Below are 16,413 nucleotides of genomic sequence, written 5' to 3'. Positions count from 1 at the left end.
CTTCGGAGGTAAAAATGAGCGAGAATACCGGAACGCCGGAACCGCAGGCAGAGACTACTTCTGTCTTCCGCGCTGATCTTCTCAAGGAGATGGAAAACGGCACCGCGGCGGGTTCTGACGCCTCCGTTGCCGGCGCTGAGAACCTGGCAGAGGGCCAGGCGCTGCTCGTCGTAAAGCGCGGCCCCAACGCTGGCGCACGCTTCCTGCTGGATCAGCCGACCACCACCGCTGGACGCCACCCAGAAGCAGATATTTTCCTTGATGATGTCACGGTGTCCCGCCGCCATGCCGAGTTCCGCGCCAAAGACGGCCAATTTGAGGTCGTCGATGTCGGATCGCTCAACGGCACCTACGTCAACCGTGAGCCGCGCAACGCGCAGGTGCTGGAAGTAGGCGATGAAATCCAGATCGGAAAGTTCCGCCTGGTATTTATTGCCCCTAAATAAAGCAGTTCTAGTTAGTAGGAACTAGGGGGAACGAGGGGAGTAGGTTTATCTCGCTCCCCGCCCACGTTCCCGCTGTGTCCAAGTGAAACCGTGTAGAAAGCAGTAGTAGTCCTATCGTGAGTGCGCAGAAGTCCACCGCCGCTGCCGCAGCAGCGTCTTCCGTGGCCAAGAAGACCAAGCCTGCTAAGCAGAAGCCTATGTCCATTGGCGTAACGCTGAAGCACGTTCAGAAGCAATTCCCAGACGTGACGGTGTCGAAGATTCGCTTCTTGGAATCTGAGGGGCTGATTACTCCGGAGCGCACTGCAAAGGGCTACCGTCGCTATTATCAAAAGGACTTGGACCGCCTGCGCTACATTCTGACTGCGCAGCGTGATCACTACACGCCGCTCAAGGTCATTCGGGAACAGCTGGATGCAATGGACTCGGGGCAGGTGACGGCTATTGTTTCCTCCCAGGCTGAGGCCCTCATCAGCGCTGAGCAGCTGCGGGCGCCGGTAGTTACCCGGCTTACCGACGCCGACGTGGCCGACCAAGCCGGAACCACGCAGGAAAACATCGCGAAACTGGTCTCGGTGGGCCTGATCAAGCCGGATCCGGCGGGCTTCTTTGACACGGATGACGTGTCCATCGTTTCCGCGGCCGTGGCGCTGGAGTCCTTTGGGCTCGAGGCGCGGCAGTTAAAGTCGTTGCGCAATGCTGCCCGCCGCCAAGCGGACATGATTTCGCAGGTGGCAACGCCGGTTGCGCATTCGAAGTCTGATACTGCCCCGCAACAGGCCGAAGAGCTGTCCCAGCAGATGGCGGCCCTGGTTTTATCGCTTCACGGGACGTTGGTCAAGACCGAGCTTCGCGACGAATTCCGGCCCTAAAGCCTGATGCCCTCCTCGCGATGGGATGAGGCATAGCCCAAGTTTCGCGACGACTTCTCGTGCTACCCCGAGTATCTCTACGCTGCCTAGCTCATGTGCAAGAAAAGTGTGTAAAAGTGGGTCCCATGACTACTGAAGTATTGAAATTTCTAGGAATCCATCCCGTCGGTCCCGAGGGCAATCTTTGTGCTCTTTTCTATTGGGAAGAGGCGGACCGGCACGTGCCAGTGTGGGTCTCGCCGATTGATGGAGCGCGCGTGCTGCAAGTCCTCGAGCGGCATTTCAACGCGCGGCCAAGCACCTACGAGTTGCTCATCGCCTTCGCGGAGCAGCTCGATGGCATTGAGCACATCTGCGTCTCCGAGTATCGCAAGGGCGTTTTCATGGTTGATCTCGTGGACGGAACCGGCGAAGAGCACGATGCCCGTTTGTCCGATGCACTCGTCCTGGCAGACCACTATGGGCTGCCCATCCATTTTGAAAAGGACGTGCTCGACGAGGTGGCCATTTACATTAGCGACGATGACCTCAAGGAGTATTACGGCCTAGAGCGTGAGGCGGAATCCCCGGAGACCTTTCCGGAGAAGCGCATCCGTGATTTTCAAGAGCGAGCTGCTCAGCAGAATACGCAGGAAGATGATGGCTTCGAGCAGATGATGCGTGATTCTGGGATATCGGAAGAGGACTTGCTTGGAGGAGAGGAAGAGGAGGATTAACTCTTTCACTGCGAAGAGCTTAAGTTCCCCGTGGTTCAATAGCGCTCTTATGCTCTAAACCGACCTTGATGGTCACAGCGGCGCCTTGCGGGCGCCGCTTTTCTCATGCTGCCAGTGAAAATTTTAATGACACGCGTGTGACTAATGATGACAAAGTGAATCAAAAAGTCTAAAGTTCTACTTGAGGTTCACAGCGGACGACTCTTGACGCCGTCGCTGACGTGCCCTTTAATAGACAACTAGAACTCCCCTCAAGTATCACTGGAGTAATTACGTGAGCAGTAAGAATAACCGTTCTGAGTCCAGCGCTCTGCCGCTCGACGATAGCGCAGCTAACACCTACGTTCAGGAATCCCTCTTCGATGTAGGACCTGATGAGGAGCTGGGCTACCGCGTTCCCATCGCTTGTCAGGTGGCTGGAATCACCTATCGCCAGCTGGACTACTGGGCGCGTACCGACTTGGTTAAGCCCTCGATCCGCACCGCCCGCGGCTCTGGTTCCCAGCGTCTGTACTCCTTTAAGGACGTGTTGGTCCTGAAGATTGTCAAGCGCCTTCTGGATACCGGTATCTCCCTCCAGAACATCCGCCTCGCCGTGGAATCTTTGCGCGACCGCGGTGTCAACGATCTTGCTGAGCTCACCTTGGTGTCGGACGGCACCACGGTCTACGAGTGCCGCTCTAACGACGAAGTCATTGACCTGCTTGCCGGTGGCCAAGGCGTGTTCGGAATTGCCGTGCCGGGTATTCTCAAGGAACTCTCTGGCACCATTACTTCCTTCCCGGCCGAGCGTGTGGTGGAGGAAGAAGACATCGACGTTGTCATTGGCCTCGACGAGCTAGCTGCTCGCCGCAAGCGCAAGACCTCCTAAAACCCTCGCCACAGGCAACCGCCGCCGCTCCTCCTGCGCACTGCAGCTCACGTCAGTGCCGTAGAGGATGCGGCGGCTTTTCTGCTGTGCCGCCCTGGTCTTATATGACCGCTCATCGCCGCTTCAAGCGAGACCACGCATCGTATCCAATTATTACGCCCCAGCGGCGCTCGTGATGACTTCTTGGGCATCGGAAGGATTCGAGATAGTGGAGTAAACATCAGCGAGTTTCTCCAGCTCCGCGTCCTTCTCAGCATCACCGATATGCACCACGCTCAAACTAACGCCTTCACCGCGAGCGTTCTTGGCTGCCTCCGCAAAGCTTGCGTCACCCATATCTTGTTGGGTTCCAGTGGTAATCAGCACGACGCGAGTGTTGTCTCCGCTTCCAGCTGTTTGATCCGTGGCGTTATCGAGTGCCGCTACGACGGCGCTGCGTGTTTGTGGAACGCCACCGGTGCCGAACTGCCCCACGGCAAAGGCGACGTTCTCGGCGTCGCCATAAGCAACATTTTGACGGAAGCCCACGGTGGCAGTTGCGGAAATGGGGGAGGAATAGTTCCAGAGAGCCACCTGGCTTCCCTTGGCGCCGACTGCCGACGCCGCCTCCGCCACGCCCTGGCTTACCGCATCGAAGTAGGGCGCGAGGTTCTCGGACGTATCCAGGAGGAACAGCGTATTTGGCGCGACATCTTCAGGGGCCTTGTTCTCCGTGGTGGGCGCGGCCGAAGAAGGATGCTCTGATTCCGAAGACGTGGCGGATTCCGGAGTCTTGGCCGCAGTGCTGGTGGGGGTTTCCTCAGGGGAAGCCTCAGCGGTTGTGTCTGCAGCCACTGTCTCAGAGTTTGAGGAGTCCCCCTCCCGGAAAAGGAAGAATCCGCCAATGGCCAGTGCCAACACCGCCAGGATGGCCACGATGATGACCCACGGTGCAAATGCGTAGTTATTCTTTCCATCCGAGTGCCGGGCCATCTTTTTCCTTCCGCGCTGAGGTCTCGGGGCCGCGCAATGCGTCCCCGACGGGTCACATCAATGGTTTCTCATTGTAGCGGCTAGCGCATACCGAATTTGGGAGACAAGCCGCGCGCGGAGGGGCTCGGAGGCGTCGGCAAGCGCGCGTTGGCGCCGCACATACTCCGACTTTCCCTCAGGCGTTTCGATGGGCACGACACCAAAGCCCCATTCGCGACAATCATAGGGAGAGGCCTCCATATCGAGCGTGCGTGCGGCGACGGCCAGACGGAAGGTATCGAGGAACAAGTCACCCGGCACCAATGGTCCCAATTTCCACGCCCATTTATAGAGATCCATGCTCACATGGACGCAGCCAGCCTGGTCGTTCTCGGGTTGCCCCTCGCGAGTCAGCACCGTGAGGTTGAGAGGACGCGCGGGCTCGGTGAAGAAACGGAAGGCATCGTAGTGCGTGCACTTGATGCGGTGCTTGTCGACGACCTCATTCGTCCCCTCCGCCCCTAACCGCAACGGCAGGCCGTGGCGAGGAGTATCGGTGTGGTAAACCATTGCCCATTCATGCAGCCCAAAACAATCAAACTGGGTGGGGTTGCGCGTGGTCTTTTCCAGTAAGTCCAGGATGTAGCGCACGGTACCGCCGCGGCGCTCGAAGAAGGCCTCGGTGTCCAGTGTGACTCCCTCAGCAGTGCGGCGGTAGTAGCGCCAGTCGCTGTGTGGAGCATCCCCTGCCAGGGTGATGCCTACCCCTGGGTGCCAGCGCCGGAGATGCGAAGGGCGAACAGGGTAGTACTCGAAGAGAAAGTCATAGACAGGGTGGTAGGAACCTGGGTGCCGATAGCGCCTAAGGAACTCATCTGCTGACTCCTCATGCTTGCGCATCTGAGCTCGCCAGTCGGTGGTCTGAAGAATCATTGTTGACCTGCGTTGCCCCGTCGGCGGCGTGGGTTACGGCGGCGCTGGCCTTGGCTGCCAGCTCGCTGACGCGAAGGCTGTTGCTGGTGTGGTGGGCCGAGCGGTTCGCCCTTTGGCTTGCGTGCACCGGTCATCTGGGCAAGCTCTGGACTGCTGGCGGGGTTGGCGCGGTCGCTGATGTCGAGGTCAGTGTGTTTGACCCCGGCTTTCGCGATGAGTTTGGCCACTTCGTCGCGCTGTTCATCAGTGACGAGCGTGACCACGGTGCCTGACTCTCCGCCGCGGGCCGTGCGGCCGGAACGGTGCAGGTAGGCCTTGTGTTCCGCGGGCGGGTCAACGTGGACGACGAGGGACACGTCCGCGATGTCGATTCCACGCGCGGCGATATCGGTGGCGACGAGCACCGGAACGCTGCCGTCGGCGAAGCCTTCTATAGCCTTCGTCCGCGAGCCTTGGCCCTTATCGCCGTGGAGGGGCAGCGCATTGATTCCGACTCTGCGGAGCTTTTTGGCCTGCCTGTCGACGCCGTGCTTAGTACGCATGAACATGATGGTCTTGCCTTTGCGTGCACCCAGGCGCAGGACGACGTCGTTGCGAGCCTCACGGGTGCCGATGAAAATCAGGTGGTGTTCCATCGTGTCCACGGCGGCCTCAACGGGTGCGGTGGAGTGAGTTACGGGCTCGTGCATGAACTGCTCGACCAGCTTGTTCACCTCGCCGTCGAGAGTGGCGGAGAAGAGCAAACGCTGGCCTTCTTCAGGGGTGAGCTTAAGTAGTTTGCGCACCTGGGGAAGGAATCCCATATCCGCCATCTGGTCGGCCTCGTCGAGGGCAGCGATGGCGACGTGGTCGAAGAAGAGCTTGCCTTGGTCGATAAGATCCTGTGCGCGCCCCGGTGTGGCAACGAGCAGGTCGACCGGGCGCGCGAGTGAGCGAATGTGGTTGTTGATGTTGACGCCTCCGACTACCGCAAGCACACGCAGGCCGAGGGCAGCTGCCGGTTCTTCCAGGCGCTGCTGGATCTGGGTTGCCAACTCACGTGTTGGTGCCAGAACAAGCCCACGCGGGTGCGCTGGGCGGGAAACACCGGATGCTGCCAGCCGGGACAGCATAGGAAGCCCGAACGTAAAGGTTTTCCCTGAACCGGTGGGGCCGCGGCCAAGGACGTCCTTGCCGGAGAGGGCGTCGGGAATCGCAGCTTCTTGGATAGGGAAAGGGGTCGTGATGCCCTGCTTATCTAGAACACGGACAACATCGCGGGGGAGGCCGAGATCGGCGAAAGTACTCATCGGATGGCAGTCTAATGCGCTGCGCCGTCAGACCGAAAAGCTAGGACGGGGAACGGGCCTCCCATCCTGCATTTTTCACGATATTGTGACGTGGTTCTCTGTTAGATTGATGGGCATGACGAACCCTTTCGCTAACCCACAACAACCGCCCGGTGGATTTGGCCAGAACCCACAGCAAGGCCAACCAGCACACAACCAAGCAACACCTGGATTTAACAATCAGAATCAAAGGCCTAACGCCAGCGGACCGGCAATGCCGCAGCCGCCGGAAAAGAAGTCGAGCTCGAAGAAGGTGCTGTGGATTGTACTGGCAGTAGTCCTTGTACTCGCTATTATCGCAGCCGTCGCAATCTTTGCTGCAGTTTCCTTCTTCAAGGATGTCGCGGCCGATTTCGACGAGGCACCACGAGATGTCGCGGCTTCCGATGACGCGTATTGGAACAGCACGTACGACGCTGATGATGTCGACAGGATCCGCGCCTCCGAGGTGTCTGCCCCGGTGCCCGAACCGCTTATTGGGCTTTCGGACGAGTGCTATGAGGACACGTCTTTCTTCGGGCAATCGGACTTTCTGAGCCTGGATGTGCAGTGGGTTCCGACGATCTCTTGTATCTACGGCCCGGACAGGGAGTTCGTGGCTCAGTACACAGAGAACACGGACGCGATTCGCGATACGGAAAGCGTTGGGCTGAGCGATTCCATCGAGGACTTCACTTCGGCCCGGGGCTCGCAGATTGCCGACTTTGGTGAGGCAGAGGAGTACGTGATTGCGGAAGTGCTCGAGGACGGTAACGCGGTCATCGAGTACGTCATGGATGGTTATGACGACAATGGGGATGAAGCTGACTTGAATGATCTCGCAACCTATCTTGTGGGTGCGGGCATCCTTGAGCTGACTCCAGGAGGCCCGCCGGTGGATGCCTAGCTTTCCCTTCCATCCGCAAGCTACACAGCCCGCGAGTGCGCATTTGTTATCCGCAGGTTGTGTGGGTATCCGGGATTGCGGGTGGTAAAGCACTCGGCTGAGCCTGCTCTAGGTCGATGCCTTTCGAAAACTGGCCTGAAAGTGTGTCGCTGCGGTGGCTCATCGCACGGTCAACTTGCTGTCACGCAACACAGGTATCCCGTTAATCTTTTGGTTGGCGGGTCTCGTTCTTTAAGGGCTTAAGCGCCCGGTTCCCCCGCTGCAATTTGTGGCACATTACCCGTGGTCCGGGATCGTCGGTTTTCCGCGTACTTTGTTGTGGTTCGTGGGTGCTGCTGTCTTGAAGGATCGCCGGTGTGCCCGGTCCCCCGTCAACGTTGCTGTGGTTGGCGGCTTCTTCCATCAGGGTCGGTGTAGGTGGTCGGCGTTGGCCTTTCTGTCGTTGCTGTGTGTGGTGGTTGTGGGTGTTAGCTGGTGTCGGGTGGTGGGTCTGGTGGTTGTGGTGCTGTGCCCGGTGTTGTTACAGATCCTTGGGCTGGGGCCTGTGTCTTTGTGGCTGTTTCCCGCTCAGCGTTGAGTCTGGCTAGTGCTTCTTGGTATTCCGGCATCGCGGTAATCGGTGCACCCCAGGGCGGGATGAAGTCCACCCCTGTATTAAGTCGGTACATGTAGCCACGCCCGGTAGGCCTTTGCGGGTCATCATCATTAATGCCGTTGTGGTAGGCACACAGGAAAGTCAGGTTGTTGATGTTGGTGTAGCCACCTGCCTGCCAGGGGATAAGGTGATGGACTTGGCAGTAATCAGCTGGTTTATTACACCCAGGACGTGAGCAGGTGTGGGATTCGGCGTGCAGGCTAAGGCGTTGGTTGAGGTTTGCTCCACGTGATAGTCGCCAGGTGTTGATGGGCCCGTCGAGGGGGTGGACGAGGGTGGCGTAGCCTATTTCGGCGAACTTGTGGGTTAAGAATTCTGCGCCTGTCATGCGCGCGCCGTTGGTGAGGTTGAGTTCGATGTCATCCCCGTCGCCGTTAATAATCTGGTCTAGCTCGTTGAGGGTGACGATGACTTGGGTGCGCACCGCAGGCTTCGTACCGGAGGCTTTGTTGAAGAAGATGTCGTTGGCGGCCTTTAGGAGGTCGGTGTTGTTGGTGGATTCTAAGACGCCGCGCATGTTGGCAATCGTGGTGGCGTCATCGGTTATGGAGAGGGTGTTGGGGCCTTGTTCGCGGTAGGTGATGCGTACGCCTGGTTTGGCGGTTCTTTTACGCTTGAGTTCTTTCAGTCGTGCGGTGGCGACCTGGCGGATGCGGTGTGCGGGGGTGGCGGCGAGTTTTGCTCGGAGGTTCCAGGCATCCAGGGTCTTTTTCACCTTGGATGTGTAGGTTTCGATGAGTGTGAGGGTGCCGAGGCTGTGGCGTTGTTGAAGGGCTGCGTGGCGGGCTTTGCGTTGTTTACCCGTATAGCGGGTGGGGCCGAAATACACCTGATGTAGGTGTGAAAGCTCGGCAGCATCGGTGGTATCTGCTCCGAGCGCGCGGAGCTCATCGGGTGTGCCAGGTATATGTTCCACCAGTGCAATCCCCGAGTTGCGTAGGTGGATGTAGGTTTCGATATCCCCCATGGGCACAGAGACTAAAACAGGTCTATGTACCCCGCAACCGGAGGAGGAAAATACCTGCTTAGAAGGGGTGCGCCACGGGTAACGGGGAGAATATGGTTCACAGGTGGGGCTAACGCTAACAAAGGGGAGGGAAAGGGGTGGCTGGGCGAACGGTGGCTGCTTGCGGGGGATGTGAACCATGGGCCGGAACGGCGGCGTGTGGCGGCTTGGAGCGTTCCGCAGGCATGGTGAGGGGTGGGCGCAGCCGATGAAGTGGGAATACGTTCGGCGGAACAGGTATGAGAAAAGCCCCTCAGAGGAGGGGCTTGGCGGCTACATCTCGGTTAGGGAGCGGTCACCTGACCATTCGATGTGGAATGTGCCGTCCCGGTCCACACGCTTGAAGGTGTGGGCGCCAAAGAAATCGCGCTGGCCCTGGATTAGAGCAGCTGGGAGGCGCTCGGCGCGCAAGCTGTCGTAGTAGGACAGGGAAGAGGAAAACACCGGAACCGGCAGGCCCAGCTGCGTTGCAGCAACGACGACGCGGCGCCACGGGTCAATGAGGTTCTCCAGCTCGCCCTTGAAATACGGGTCCAGAATCAAGGCAGGCAGGTCGGCATTGTTGTCATAGGCCTCACGGATGCGGTCGAGGAACTTCGCGCGAATGATGCAGCCACCGCGCCATATGGTAGCCAAGTCACGTGGATCCACGTTCCAGCCAAACTCCTCAGAGCCAGCCTTGATCTCATCGAAGCCCTGAGAGTAGGCAATGAGCTTCGCGGCATACAGTGCACGGCGAACGTCTTCGACGAACTCGGCCTTATCCACGCTGAGCTCGGCAATGGTTCCGGAAGGCAGCTGGCCCTCCTGGGCAGCTGCACGCTGAGCAGTGGCAGAAGAGAGCGCACGCGCGAAAACGGATTCCGCAATGCCAGTGATCGGCACGCCCAGTTCGAGGCCGTTAATGGCGGTCCAACGGCCGGTGCCCTTCTGGCCGGCGGCGTCCACGATGACGTCGACAAGCGGGGCACCTGTCTCCGAATCCTGCTGTGCTAGGACTTCGGCGGTGATTTCAATGAGGTAGGAGTCCAGGTCGCCGGCGTTCCACTCGCGGAAGACCTCGGCGATTTCTGCCGGTTCCATGCCCGCACCATAACGAAGCAGCTGGTATGCCTCACCGATAACCTGCATATCGGCGTATTCGATGCCGTTGTGCACCATCTTGACAAAGTGCCCCGCGCCATCCGGCCCAATGTGGGTCACACACGGCGTTCCGTCCACTTCTGCGGCGATCGACTCAAGGATTGGGCCCAAGGTCTCCCAAGACTCAGCTGGACCGCCAGGCATGATGGACGGACCATTGAGCGCGCCTTCCTCACCACCGGAAATGCCCGCGCCGACGAAGTGACGGCCCTTAGCCGCCACCTCCTTCTCACGGCGAATGGTGTCCGTGAACAAGGCGTTGCCGCCATCGATGATAATGTCGCCCTCATCCATGGCCTCGGTGAGTTGATCAATAACAGCGTCGGTAGCCGCGCCAGCCTGCACCATGATGATTGCCTTGCGGGGGCGCTCGAGTGAGGCGACGAAGTCCTCCACAGTTTCGGACGGGATGAAAGCCCCTTCATCACCGTGCTCACTGATGAGTGCGCGGGTCTTTTCCGAACTACGGTTGTAGACCGCGACGGTATTTCCGTTTCGGGCAAAGTTACGCGCGAGGTTGGAGCCCATTACAGCAAGGCCCACAACACCAATCTGAGCAAGATCTGTCTTTTCAGCAGTTTGAGTCATGTCCACCATCCTACGTCACCGATATCCACTAACCTGGTGTGGCATGAAACACTCTGAAATCTTTGAAAAGTTCGTAGCGGTATCCCAAACACGCCCGCTTAACGACGAAGAACTGCAGCTCATCAATTCACACCCACAGGGGCTTGCCGGGCTGATCGGCCTGCGCTTCACACACATCTCGGCTGATGAGATTCGCTCCGAGGTTGATGTCGTTCCAGATCATCACCAGCCTTGGGGCGTGGCGAATGGTGGACTCTTCTGCACGATTACGGAGTCCACTGCATCTGTCGGCAGCCTCATCCTCGCGGGCAAGCCGGTGGTCGGTGTGAACAACAACACCGACTTCCTTAAGCCGGTAGCCGAAGGCACCGTCACTGCCGTCGCTACGCCGCTGTACAAGGGCCGCCGCACGCAGCTGTGGGAAGTAAAAATCAGCCAGGGCGATGTACTTCTCGCTGCTTCCACGCTGCGCACCATGGTGGTGCAGTAGCCCTTACAACCAGTTGTTACGCCGGAACCACCACCACATTCCGGCCACGACCAAGATCATGAGGCCAATTGCCCCGTAGTAGCCCCAGGGAAAATGCAGCTCCGGCATGACGTCAAAGTTCATGCCGTAGATACCCGCCACGAGCGTTGGCGCCGCCCACATGCCAACCACCGCGGAAATCGTGCGCATGTCGGAGTTCTGTTGCATGCTGATTTTGGCCACGGAGGCGTCGATAAGCGAGGTCAATCGCTCGTCGAAGCCCGCCACGTGGTCTTGGACCACAAGTTGGTGGTCGTTGACATCTCGGATGTAGGAGCGAATCGTCTTCGGAATGAGATCCTTGTGGTCTGCGACCATCGAGCGCAAAGCAGGCGAAAGCGGCACGATGGCGTGCTTCATCTCCAGAATCTCACGCTTAAACATGTAGATACGGTCAATGTTGGGCAACGAATTCGGAGTGAAGATCTCTTCTTCTAGTTCGTCGACCTCGATGGCGATGAGGCGGCAAATCTCCGAGTAGCGGTCCACCATCATGTCCAGAATCTTCCACGCGAGCGAAATAGGGCCTTGCTCAACGAGGTCCTGTTCATCTTGAATCACGTAGGCCAAGTTGGGCAGTTTCGCTGAGTGGCGGACCGTGATGATGAATGTGTCGCCGATGATCATCTGAATTTCACCAGTGGAGATGATCTGGCGCTTATCGGCAACCTCATCGTGGTCGCGGTAGTTCACCGACCGTGCCACCACGAAGAGCTGGTCATCGTAGCGCTCCAGCTTGGGGCGCTGGTGCGCCTGGACGACGTCCTCGACGATGAGCTCGTGGATGCGGAATTCAGCCGCTACCTTCGTCATCTGGGATTCGAGCGGCTCGTACAGGCCTACCCACACGAAGCCACGGCCGTATTCTTCCACGGCTTGCAGCGCGCTGTGCGGGGTGAACTCACCGGGCAGCGCCTCGCCGTCGATGAACACTCGGCAGTGCTCGATGGCGCGCTCGACAGGCACGGAAAAACTCGGCGAACTATTGTCCGAAGTGTTTTTCTTGCGTGGCTTGAATGGTGACGGTACAGATGGCATCGTGTCTCAGCCTCCTTCGCTTCGTATAGGCGTTTTATAAGAGCGGCTAAATCTTACACCTCTAAAGGCCTATACTCGTTGTCATGCCTACCTGGAAAGAAGTAACTGCAGCGAATCCCGCCCATTCCCACAACTTTGCGCGGAAATGGAAGACGCTTCGGGCCCAGGGCAAGGATATCGATGGGGAAGCCCGGCTTATCGACGCCATGAGTGAACGCCACTCCCGCGTTCTCGACGCCGGCTGCGGTTCCGGACGTCTCGGCGGTGAGTTGGCAAAGCGCGGTCATACGGTCTTGGGCGTGGACGTCGACCCGATTTTGATTGAGCACGCGGTGAACGATTATCCGGAGGCCCGCTGGGAGGTAGGTGATCTTTCCGAGGAGGAAATCCCGGAGGATAACTTTGACATCGCCGTGGCTGCGGGCAACGTCATGACTTTCATCGCTACCGAGGGGCGTGAGGCAGCCTTGCGCAACGTGTTTAATGCGCTGCGCCCCGGCGGCCGCTTCGTTGTTGGTTATGGAGAGGGTCGCGGCTGGGGTTTTGAGGACTTCCTCGACCTCGCCCGCTCAGTGGGATATCGGGTCGACTTCATCTTTGCATCCTGGGACATGAAGGTCTTTAAGGAGAATTCCACCTTCATGGTGGCCGTGCTTACTCGCCCAGGCGCCGATCTACTGGGCTAACTGTGTGCCTCCGCGGCCAGGCGCCGGAGTCGGTGGCCGTGGTCAACGGGGCCGTGGCCGTGACCGACGTGGAGCGCATCCGCATGTTCGATCGCCTCGTGGAGCCATTCGGTGGCCCATACCAGTGCTTCGTTGAGGGATGCGCCCGCGCCCAAACGCGCCGCTAGGGCTGAGGACAGCGAGCAGCCGGTGCCGTGCGTGTTTTTCGTATCAATTCGCGGGCAGGGCACGCGTGCGATTTCGCCGGAGGGGCTTACGGTCGCGTTATCGGCCTCAGCTCCATCGAGGTGCCCGCCCTTGACTACCACCCACGTGTCGGTCTCGTGGGCCCACGTGGTTGCGACAGAAAGAGCATCATCAAAGGTGCGCGGCTCTGCTACGCCCGCGAGGACAGCGAGTTCCGGCAGGTTGGGTGTAACCACGGTCGCGCGGCGAGCCAGCTCCCGTACGGCGCGCTCCGCCTCCGGCTCGAGCAGGCGGTCACCGCTGGAGGCGACCATAACTGGATCACAGACCACCGGCACGCTCGCGGGGAGGGAAGAGATGAAGTCGCTCACCGTTTCGGTGATGGCAACAGAGCCCAGCATGCCGATCTTGACGGCGTCGATAGTCACGTCGTCCTTGACGCTTGCCAGCTGCTCACGCAGAAACTCCACCGGTGGGGTGTGGATAGCCCGCACGCCCTGCGTATTCTGCGCAACCAGGGCGGTCACCACGGCCATTCCATAGGCCCCAGCGGACTCAAAGGACTTGAGGTCGGCGTGAATACCAGCGCCGCCCGTCGGATCGGTGCCGGCGATGCTGAGGACGCGGGGCAGCGCAGGTTGGCTCACTGTTTTCTCCTTAATCTAGGCTTTTCTTCCGTCTACCGTACATGGGCAAAGAAAAAGGAGAGAGGATAATTCCTCTCTCCTTTTAAGACGCGTAAGACCTAGTGGAGGTCGCGGTCAATCACGTTGCGAGCAACGCGCTGCTGCTGGGTGATCTCCAGGTTGCCGCGGTCGCGCGAGAAGGCGTTGAGCAGCCAGTGCAGCGCAACGAGAGTGCGGCTACGGAAGCCAACGATGTAGAAGATGTGCAGGCCGAGCCAGGAGATCCAGGCCGGGAAGCCAGCGAACTCGGTCTTGCCCAGCTTGACCACTGCGTTGAAGCGGGAAATGACGGCCATGGAGCCCTTGTCGAAGTACTCAAACGGCTCGGCCTCGTTAGCGGTGGACTCCTCATCAATCTTGGCCTCGATGAGCTTGCCCACGTGGTTGCCACCCTGGATGGCCACCTGGGCCACACCCGGAAGGCGGTTGAGGGAAATCATGTCGCCGACGATGTAGACGTTCTTGTACTCACCAACCGTGAGGTCCTCGTTTACGGAGACGCGGCCGGCACGGTCGGATTCGACGCCTGCCTGGTCGGCGATAAGCTTGCCCAGCGGGGAAGCGGCGACACCTGCGGACCAGATCTTGGTCGCGGCCTCGATGGTGACCTCTTCCTCGGTCTTCATGTTCTTGTAGGTGACGGCGTCAGCGGTGACGTCGGTAACCATGGCGTTGAGGCGCACGTCGACGCCCAGCTTCTCCAGGGTGCGCTGTGCCTTGCGGCCGAGGCGCTTGCCAAACGGAGGAAGGACCTGCGGGGCACCATCCAGCAGGTAAATCTTGGCGGAGGAGGAACCAAAGTTGGAGTAGGTGCCAGCGAAGGTGCGCTGTGCCAGTTCAGCGATCTGGCCGGTGAGCTCAACACCAGTCGGGCCAGCGCCGACGATGACGAAGGTCAGCAGTTTCTCACGCTTGGCCGGATCCTCTTCCAGCTCCGCCTTCTCGAAGGCGGAGATGATGCGGGAGCGGATCTCCAAGGCGTCGTCAAGCGTCTTCATGCCCGGGGCATACTCGGCAAAGTGGTCGTTGCCGAAGTAGGACTGGCCGGCGCCGGCGGCGACGATGAGGGAGTCGTAGCCGTAGGTGCGAACCGCACCGTCAAGTTCTGCGGTGACGGTCTGATCCTTGATATTGACGTCGGTGACCTCACCGTTGACAAAACTAACGTTGTCCTGGTGACGCAAGATCTGACGCGTGGACGGGGCGATTTCGCCGGCAGAGATGACGCCGGTGGCTACCTGGTAGAGCATCGGCTGGAAGAGGTGGTGGTTCTTCTTGTCGATGAGGGTGATCTCAACATCCGCGTCCTTGAGCTTCTTAACGGCGTTGATGCCGCCGAAGCCGGCACCGATAACAACGACGTGGTGGCGGCCGTTACTAGGACGGTGGGGAGTTTGCGCCATGGTGATTGAATACCTTCCTCAGAAAGCTAGAGTATTTTACCCGAGTTAGTCTAAACCTTTCTAGCGGTACATGCATACTTTATGGGTTATTAACTGGCTTTTTAGGCCGCGCCTTCACCCGTGGCGGTCTTATTGGCCTTAGTCTAGGGAGACACATGTGTGCGATGAGGAAGGCTGGCTAGAGCGTGTATTCCCACTTGGCTTCGATTGACGCTGCGGCGTGGCCGGGCGTGGCCACCGTCCCTTCACCACGGCTGTTGCGTTTCAAAAGCGACCGGGCGGAGGCGGAGTTTGCGCAGGCGTGTTCCAAGGCTGGGATCGAATTGGAAGGCGAAGACCCAGATGTCGCCGTGCTGCACGACGCCCTCTTCTCCCGCATCGCTGATTCAGGCTGGCTGGGCCTGGCCGAGTCTTATATGGCAGGCGAGTGGACGACGCCCGATTCCGACCGCCTCGTCAAGGTTCTCTTGCGGCTGTTGGGGGTGGGGTATCGGCCGAAGGCGAAAGAACTGGCGGTGGAAGCTTCGAGCCCCGGCGAGCTGCCTCTTGATGTGGTGAAGCTGTATGCGGGTGACTCCTTGAGCCACTCGGGCGGAATTTTCGCTAGTGGTGTTCCCACCACCGTGCGCGAGGCGGTCCGCAGCTATAGCGCGCGGGTGGGGAGCAAGGAACCCAAAGAGCACTTCGTCGATGTGACGAGCGTGACCGAGCCGACGCACACGGACCGCGAGGACTTGGGCGACGCGCAGCGTCGCGCAGCACAGTGGCTTCTCGATGCCACCCGCACCGGCGCCGGCACGCACCTTCTGGTTTATCCGGCGACTGGGCTGCAAGTAGCAGTTCAAGCCGTGGCCCGGCGCGCCACCGTTGACGTCCTTACGGGCGACACAGAGCAGCAGGCGCTGTTCGATGAACAACTGCTCCTCGAAGGCGCCGCTGATTCTGTCCATGTGCAGGGGATTGAGACGGCGTTGCCCAATCCGAAGCAGTGGCGCGGGCGCTATGACGCGATAGTGAGCGTGGAGAAGCTAGAGACGCTATCGCCTTCCGAGCGCCGGCGCTATGTGCAGATGCTGGACCGTTCACTAGTAAGTGGTGGGCGAGTGGCCTTGGGGTCGCTCTTTGCTACCGAGGCGGTGACTCCGGCTGCTCGATCAGCGATTCAGGTTCTGCGAGCTTATATCTGGCCCGGGTTGGATTACCCGACGCTGGAGGAGACCCACCGACTCTTCGATAGGCGTTCCACCCTGCGCATCATCGCTCAGACCCACACCGGAAGCCACTACCTGGAAACGCTTCGCTACCAGCGCAGCTTCTTCGATGGGCGGCACCGCGAAGCGGCGGCAGCGGGCTTCGACCAGGTTTTCCGCCGCCTCTGGACCTTTCAGTTTGCCCTCCGCGAGGCGCTGCTCACCTTAGGGATGCTGGATGCGGTGCACGTGGTGGCGACCCACCGCAACCGCGGGGGCCGCCGTTAAACGGCACCCCTA

Annotated in this window: 16 protein-coding genes; 8 read left to right on the top strand and 8 right to left on the bottom strand. The window is 59.5% G+C overall.

Features of this window, described 5'->3' with window-relative positions:
* Positions 1–14: 14 nt before the first annotated feature.
* The 4 genes from odhI (at position 15) to CAURI_RS06790 (ending at position 2,905) form a co-directional block, all read left to right on the top strand.
* Entirely contained in the window at positions 15–446 is a 432-nt protein-coding gene (odhI, locus tag CAURI_RS06805) for an oxoglutarate dehydrogenase inhibitor Odhl (RefSeq protein WP_010186533.1), read from the top strand.
* Positions 447–562: 116 nt separating this feature from the next.
* Entirely contained in the window at positions 563–1,318 is a 756-nt protein-coding gene (gene ftsR / locus CAURI_RS06800) for a transcriptional regulator FtsR (protein WP_010186535.1), read from the top strand.
* Positions 1,319–1,443: 125 nt separating this feature from the next.
* Positions 1,444–2,034 (top strand): bifunctional nuclease family protein, encoded by a 591-nt coding sequence (locus tag CAURI_RS06795; RefSeq protein WP_012715047.1) that lies wholly within the window; start codon positions 1,444–1,446, stop codon positions 2,032–2,034.
* Positions 2,035–2,344: 310 nt separating this feature from the next.
* Positions 2,345–2,905, top strand: a complete 561-nt coding sequence (locus CAURI_RS06790) for a MerR family transcriptional regulator (RefSeq protein ID WP_174878624.1) — start codon at positions 2,345–2,347, stop codon at positions 2,903–2,905.
* Between the two features lie 153 nt (positions 2,906–3,058).
* Here CAURI_RS06790 and CAURI_RS06785 read toward each other — a convergent pair whose 3' ends face one another.
* The 3 genes from CAURI_RS06785 to CAURI_RS06775 are packed head-to-tail and all read right to left on the bottom strand — an operon-like array spanning position 3,059 to position 6,078.
* Positions 3,059–3,877, bottom strand: coding sequence for a vWA domain-containing protein (locus CAURI_RS06785; protein WP_010186542.1), 819 nt, complete (start codon positions 3,875–3,877; stop codon positions 3,059–3,061).
* A gap of 57 nt (positions 3,878–3,934) precedes the next feature.
* Positions 3,935–4,789, bottom strand: coding sequence for a hypothetical protein (locus CAURI_RS06780; protein ID WP_010186544.1), 855 nt, complete (start codon positions 4,787–4,789; stop codon positions 3,935–3,937).
* Positions 4,786–6,078, bottom strand: coding sequence for a DEAD/DEAH box helicase (locus tag CAURI_RS06775; RefSeq protein ID WP_010186546.1), 1,293 nt, complete (start codon positions 6,076–6,078; stop codon positions 4,786–4,788). The genes CAURI_RS06780 and CAURI_RS06775 overlap by 4 nt, the downstream gene beginning before the upstream one ends.
* Before the next feature lie 115 nt (positions 6,079–6,193).
* Between CAURI_RS06775 and CAURI_RS06770 the strand changes: the two genes are divergently transcribed.
* Complete coding sequence (locus tag CAURI_RS06770) at positions 6,194–7,003, top strand: hypothetical protein (protein WP_157753231.1); 810 nt, start codon at positions 6,194–6,196, stop codon at positions 7,001–7,003.
* A gap of 467 nt (positions 7,004–7,470) precedes the next feature.
* Here CAURI_RS06770 and CAURI_RS06765 read toward each other — a convergent pair whose 3' ends face one another.
* Together CAURI_RS06765 and gndA are read right to left on the bottom strand one after the other, a co-directional pair.
* A complete protein-coding gene (locus CAURI_RS06765; protein WP_041729530.1) occupies positions 7,471–8,625 on the bottom strand; it encodes an HNH endonuclease signature motif containing protein in 1,155 nt (384 codons plus the stop codon).
* A 312-nt stretch (positions 8,626–8,937) separates the two neighbouring features.
* A complete protein-coding gene (gene gndA / locus CAURI_RS06760) occupies positions 8,938–10,395 on the bottom strand; it encodes an NADP-dependent phosphogluconate dehydrogenase (protein ID WP_010186564.1) in 1,458 nt (485 codons plus the stop codon).
* A gap of 43 nt (positions 10,396–10,438) precedes the next feature.
* Here gndA and CAURI_RS06755 point away from each other — a divergent pair, with 43 nt between their 5' ends.
* A complete protein-coding gene (locus CAURI_RS06755; protein ID WP_010186566.1) occupies positions 10,439–10,885 on the top strand; it encodes a PaaI family thioesterase in 447 nt (148 codons plus the stop codon).
* Positions 10,886–10,888: 3 nt separating this feature from the next.
* On the opposite strand, the gene corA is transcribed toward CAURI_RS06755, so the two are convergent.
* Entirely contained in the window at positions 10,889–11,962 is a 1,074-nt protein-coding gene (gene corA, locus CAURI_RS06750) for a magnesium/cobalt transporter CorA (RefSeq protein WP_010186568.1), read from the bottom strand.
* 83 nt (positions 11,963–12,045) lie between these two features.
* Here corA and CAURI_RS06745 point away from each other — a divergent pair, with 83 nt between their 5' ends.
* Positions 12,046–12,648, top strand: a complete 603-nt coding sequence (locus CAURI_RS06745) for a class I SAM-dependent methyltransferase (RefSeq protein WP_010186571.1) — start codon at positions 12,046–12,048, stop codon at positions 12,646–12,648.
* Here CAURI_RS06745 and thiD read toward each other — a convergent pair.
* A complete protein-coding gene (thiD, locus tag CAURI_RS06740) occupies positions 12,645–13,481 on the bottom strand; it encodes a bifunctional hydroxymethylpyrimidine kinase/phosphomethylpyrimidine kinase (protein ID WP_010186572.1) in 837 nt (278 codons plus the stop codon). The genes CAURI_RS06745 and thiD overlap by 4 nt on opposite strands.
* Before the next feature lie 98 nt (positions 13,482–13,579).
* Positions 13,580–14,923: an NAD(P)/FAD-dependent oxidoreductase gene (locus tag CAURI_RS06735; protein WP_010186574.1), complete on the bottom strand. Its 1,344-nt coding sequence runs from the start codon at positions 14,921–14,923 to the stop codon at positions 13,580–13,582.
* Between the two features lie 185 nt (positions 14,924–15,108).
* Between CAURI_RS06735 and CAURI_RS06730 the strand changes: the two genes are divergently transcribed.
* Positions 15,109–16,401 (top strand): class I SAM-dependent methyltransferase, encoded by a 1,293-nt coding sequence (locus CAURI_RS06730; protein ID WP_010186576.1) that lies wholly within the window; start codon positions 15,109–15,111, stop codon positions 16,399–16,401.
* Positions 16,402–16,413 lie beyond the last annotated feature (12 nt).

It is taken from the genome of Corynebacterium aurimucosum ATCC 700975 (assembly GCF_000022905.1).
Taxonomy (GTDB): Bacteria; Actinomycetota; Actinomycetes; order Mycobacteriales; family Mycobacteriaceae; genus Corynebacterium; species Corynebacterium aurimucosum_F.
The sequence above is the reverse complement of the archived record's forward strand: the minus strand, read 5'-3'. Positions and strand labels throughout refer to the sequence as shown.

Excerpts from the sequence above, each read along its gene's own strand:
- CAURI_RS06755 (WP_010186566.1), top strand. The coding sequence starts at position 10,439 with ATGAAACACTCTGAAATCTTTGAAAAGTTCGTAGCGGTATCCCAAACA.
- CAURI_RS06770 (WP_157753231.1), top strand. The coding sequence starts at position 6,194 with ATGACGAACCCTTTCGCTAACCCACAACAACCGCCCGGTGGATTTGGC.
- CAURI_RS06765 (WP_041729530.1), bottom strand. The coding sequence starts at position 8,625 with ATGGGGGATATCGAAACCTACATCCACCTACGCAACTCGGGGATTGCA.
- CAURI_RS06795 (WP_012715047.1), top strand. The coding sequence starts at position 1,444 with ATGACTACTGAAGTATTGAAATTTCTAGGAATCCATCCCGTCGGTCCC.
- CAURI_RS06745 (WP_010186571.1), top strand. The coding sequence starts at position 12,046 with ATGCCTACCTGGAAAGAAGTAACTGCAGCGAATCCCGCCCATTCCCAC.
- CAURI_RS06775 (WP_010186546.1), bottom strand. The coding sequence starts at position 6,078 with ATGAGTACTTTCGCCGATCTCGGCCTCCCCCGCGATGTTGTCCGTGTT.
- corA (WP_010186568.1), bottom strand. The coding sequence starts at position 11,962 with ATGCCATCTGTACCGTCACCATTCAAGCCACGCAAGAAAAACACTTCG.
- CAURI_RS06735 (WP_010186574.1), bottom strand. The coding sequence starts at position 14,923 with ATGGCGCAAACTCCCCACCGTCCTAGTAACGGCCGCCACCACGTCGTT.
- CAURI_RS06780 (WP_010186544.1), bottom strand. The coding sequence starts at position 4,789 with ATGATTCTTCAGACCACCGACTGGCGAGCTCAGATGCGCAAGCATGAG.
- CAURI_RS06785 (WP_010186542.1), bottom strand. The coding sequence starts at position 3,877 with ATGGCCCGGCACTCGGATGGAAAGAATAACTACGCATTTGCACCGTGG.
- gndA (WP_010186564.1), bottom strand. The coding sequence starts at position 10,395 with ATGACTCAAACTGCTGAAAAGACAGATCTTGCTCAGATTGGTGTTGTG.
- odhI (WP_010186533.1), top strand. The coding sequence starts at position 15 with ATGAGCGAGAATACCGGAACGCCGGAACCGCAGGCAGAGACTACTTCT.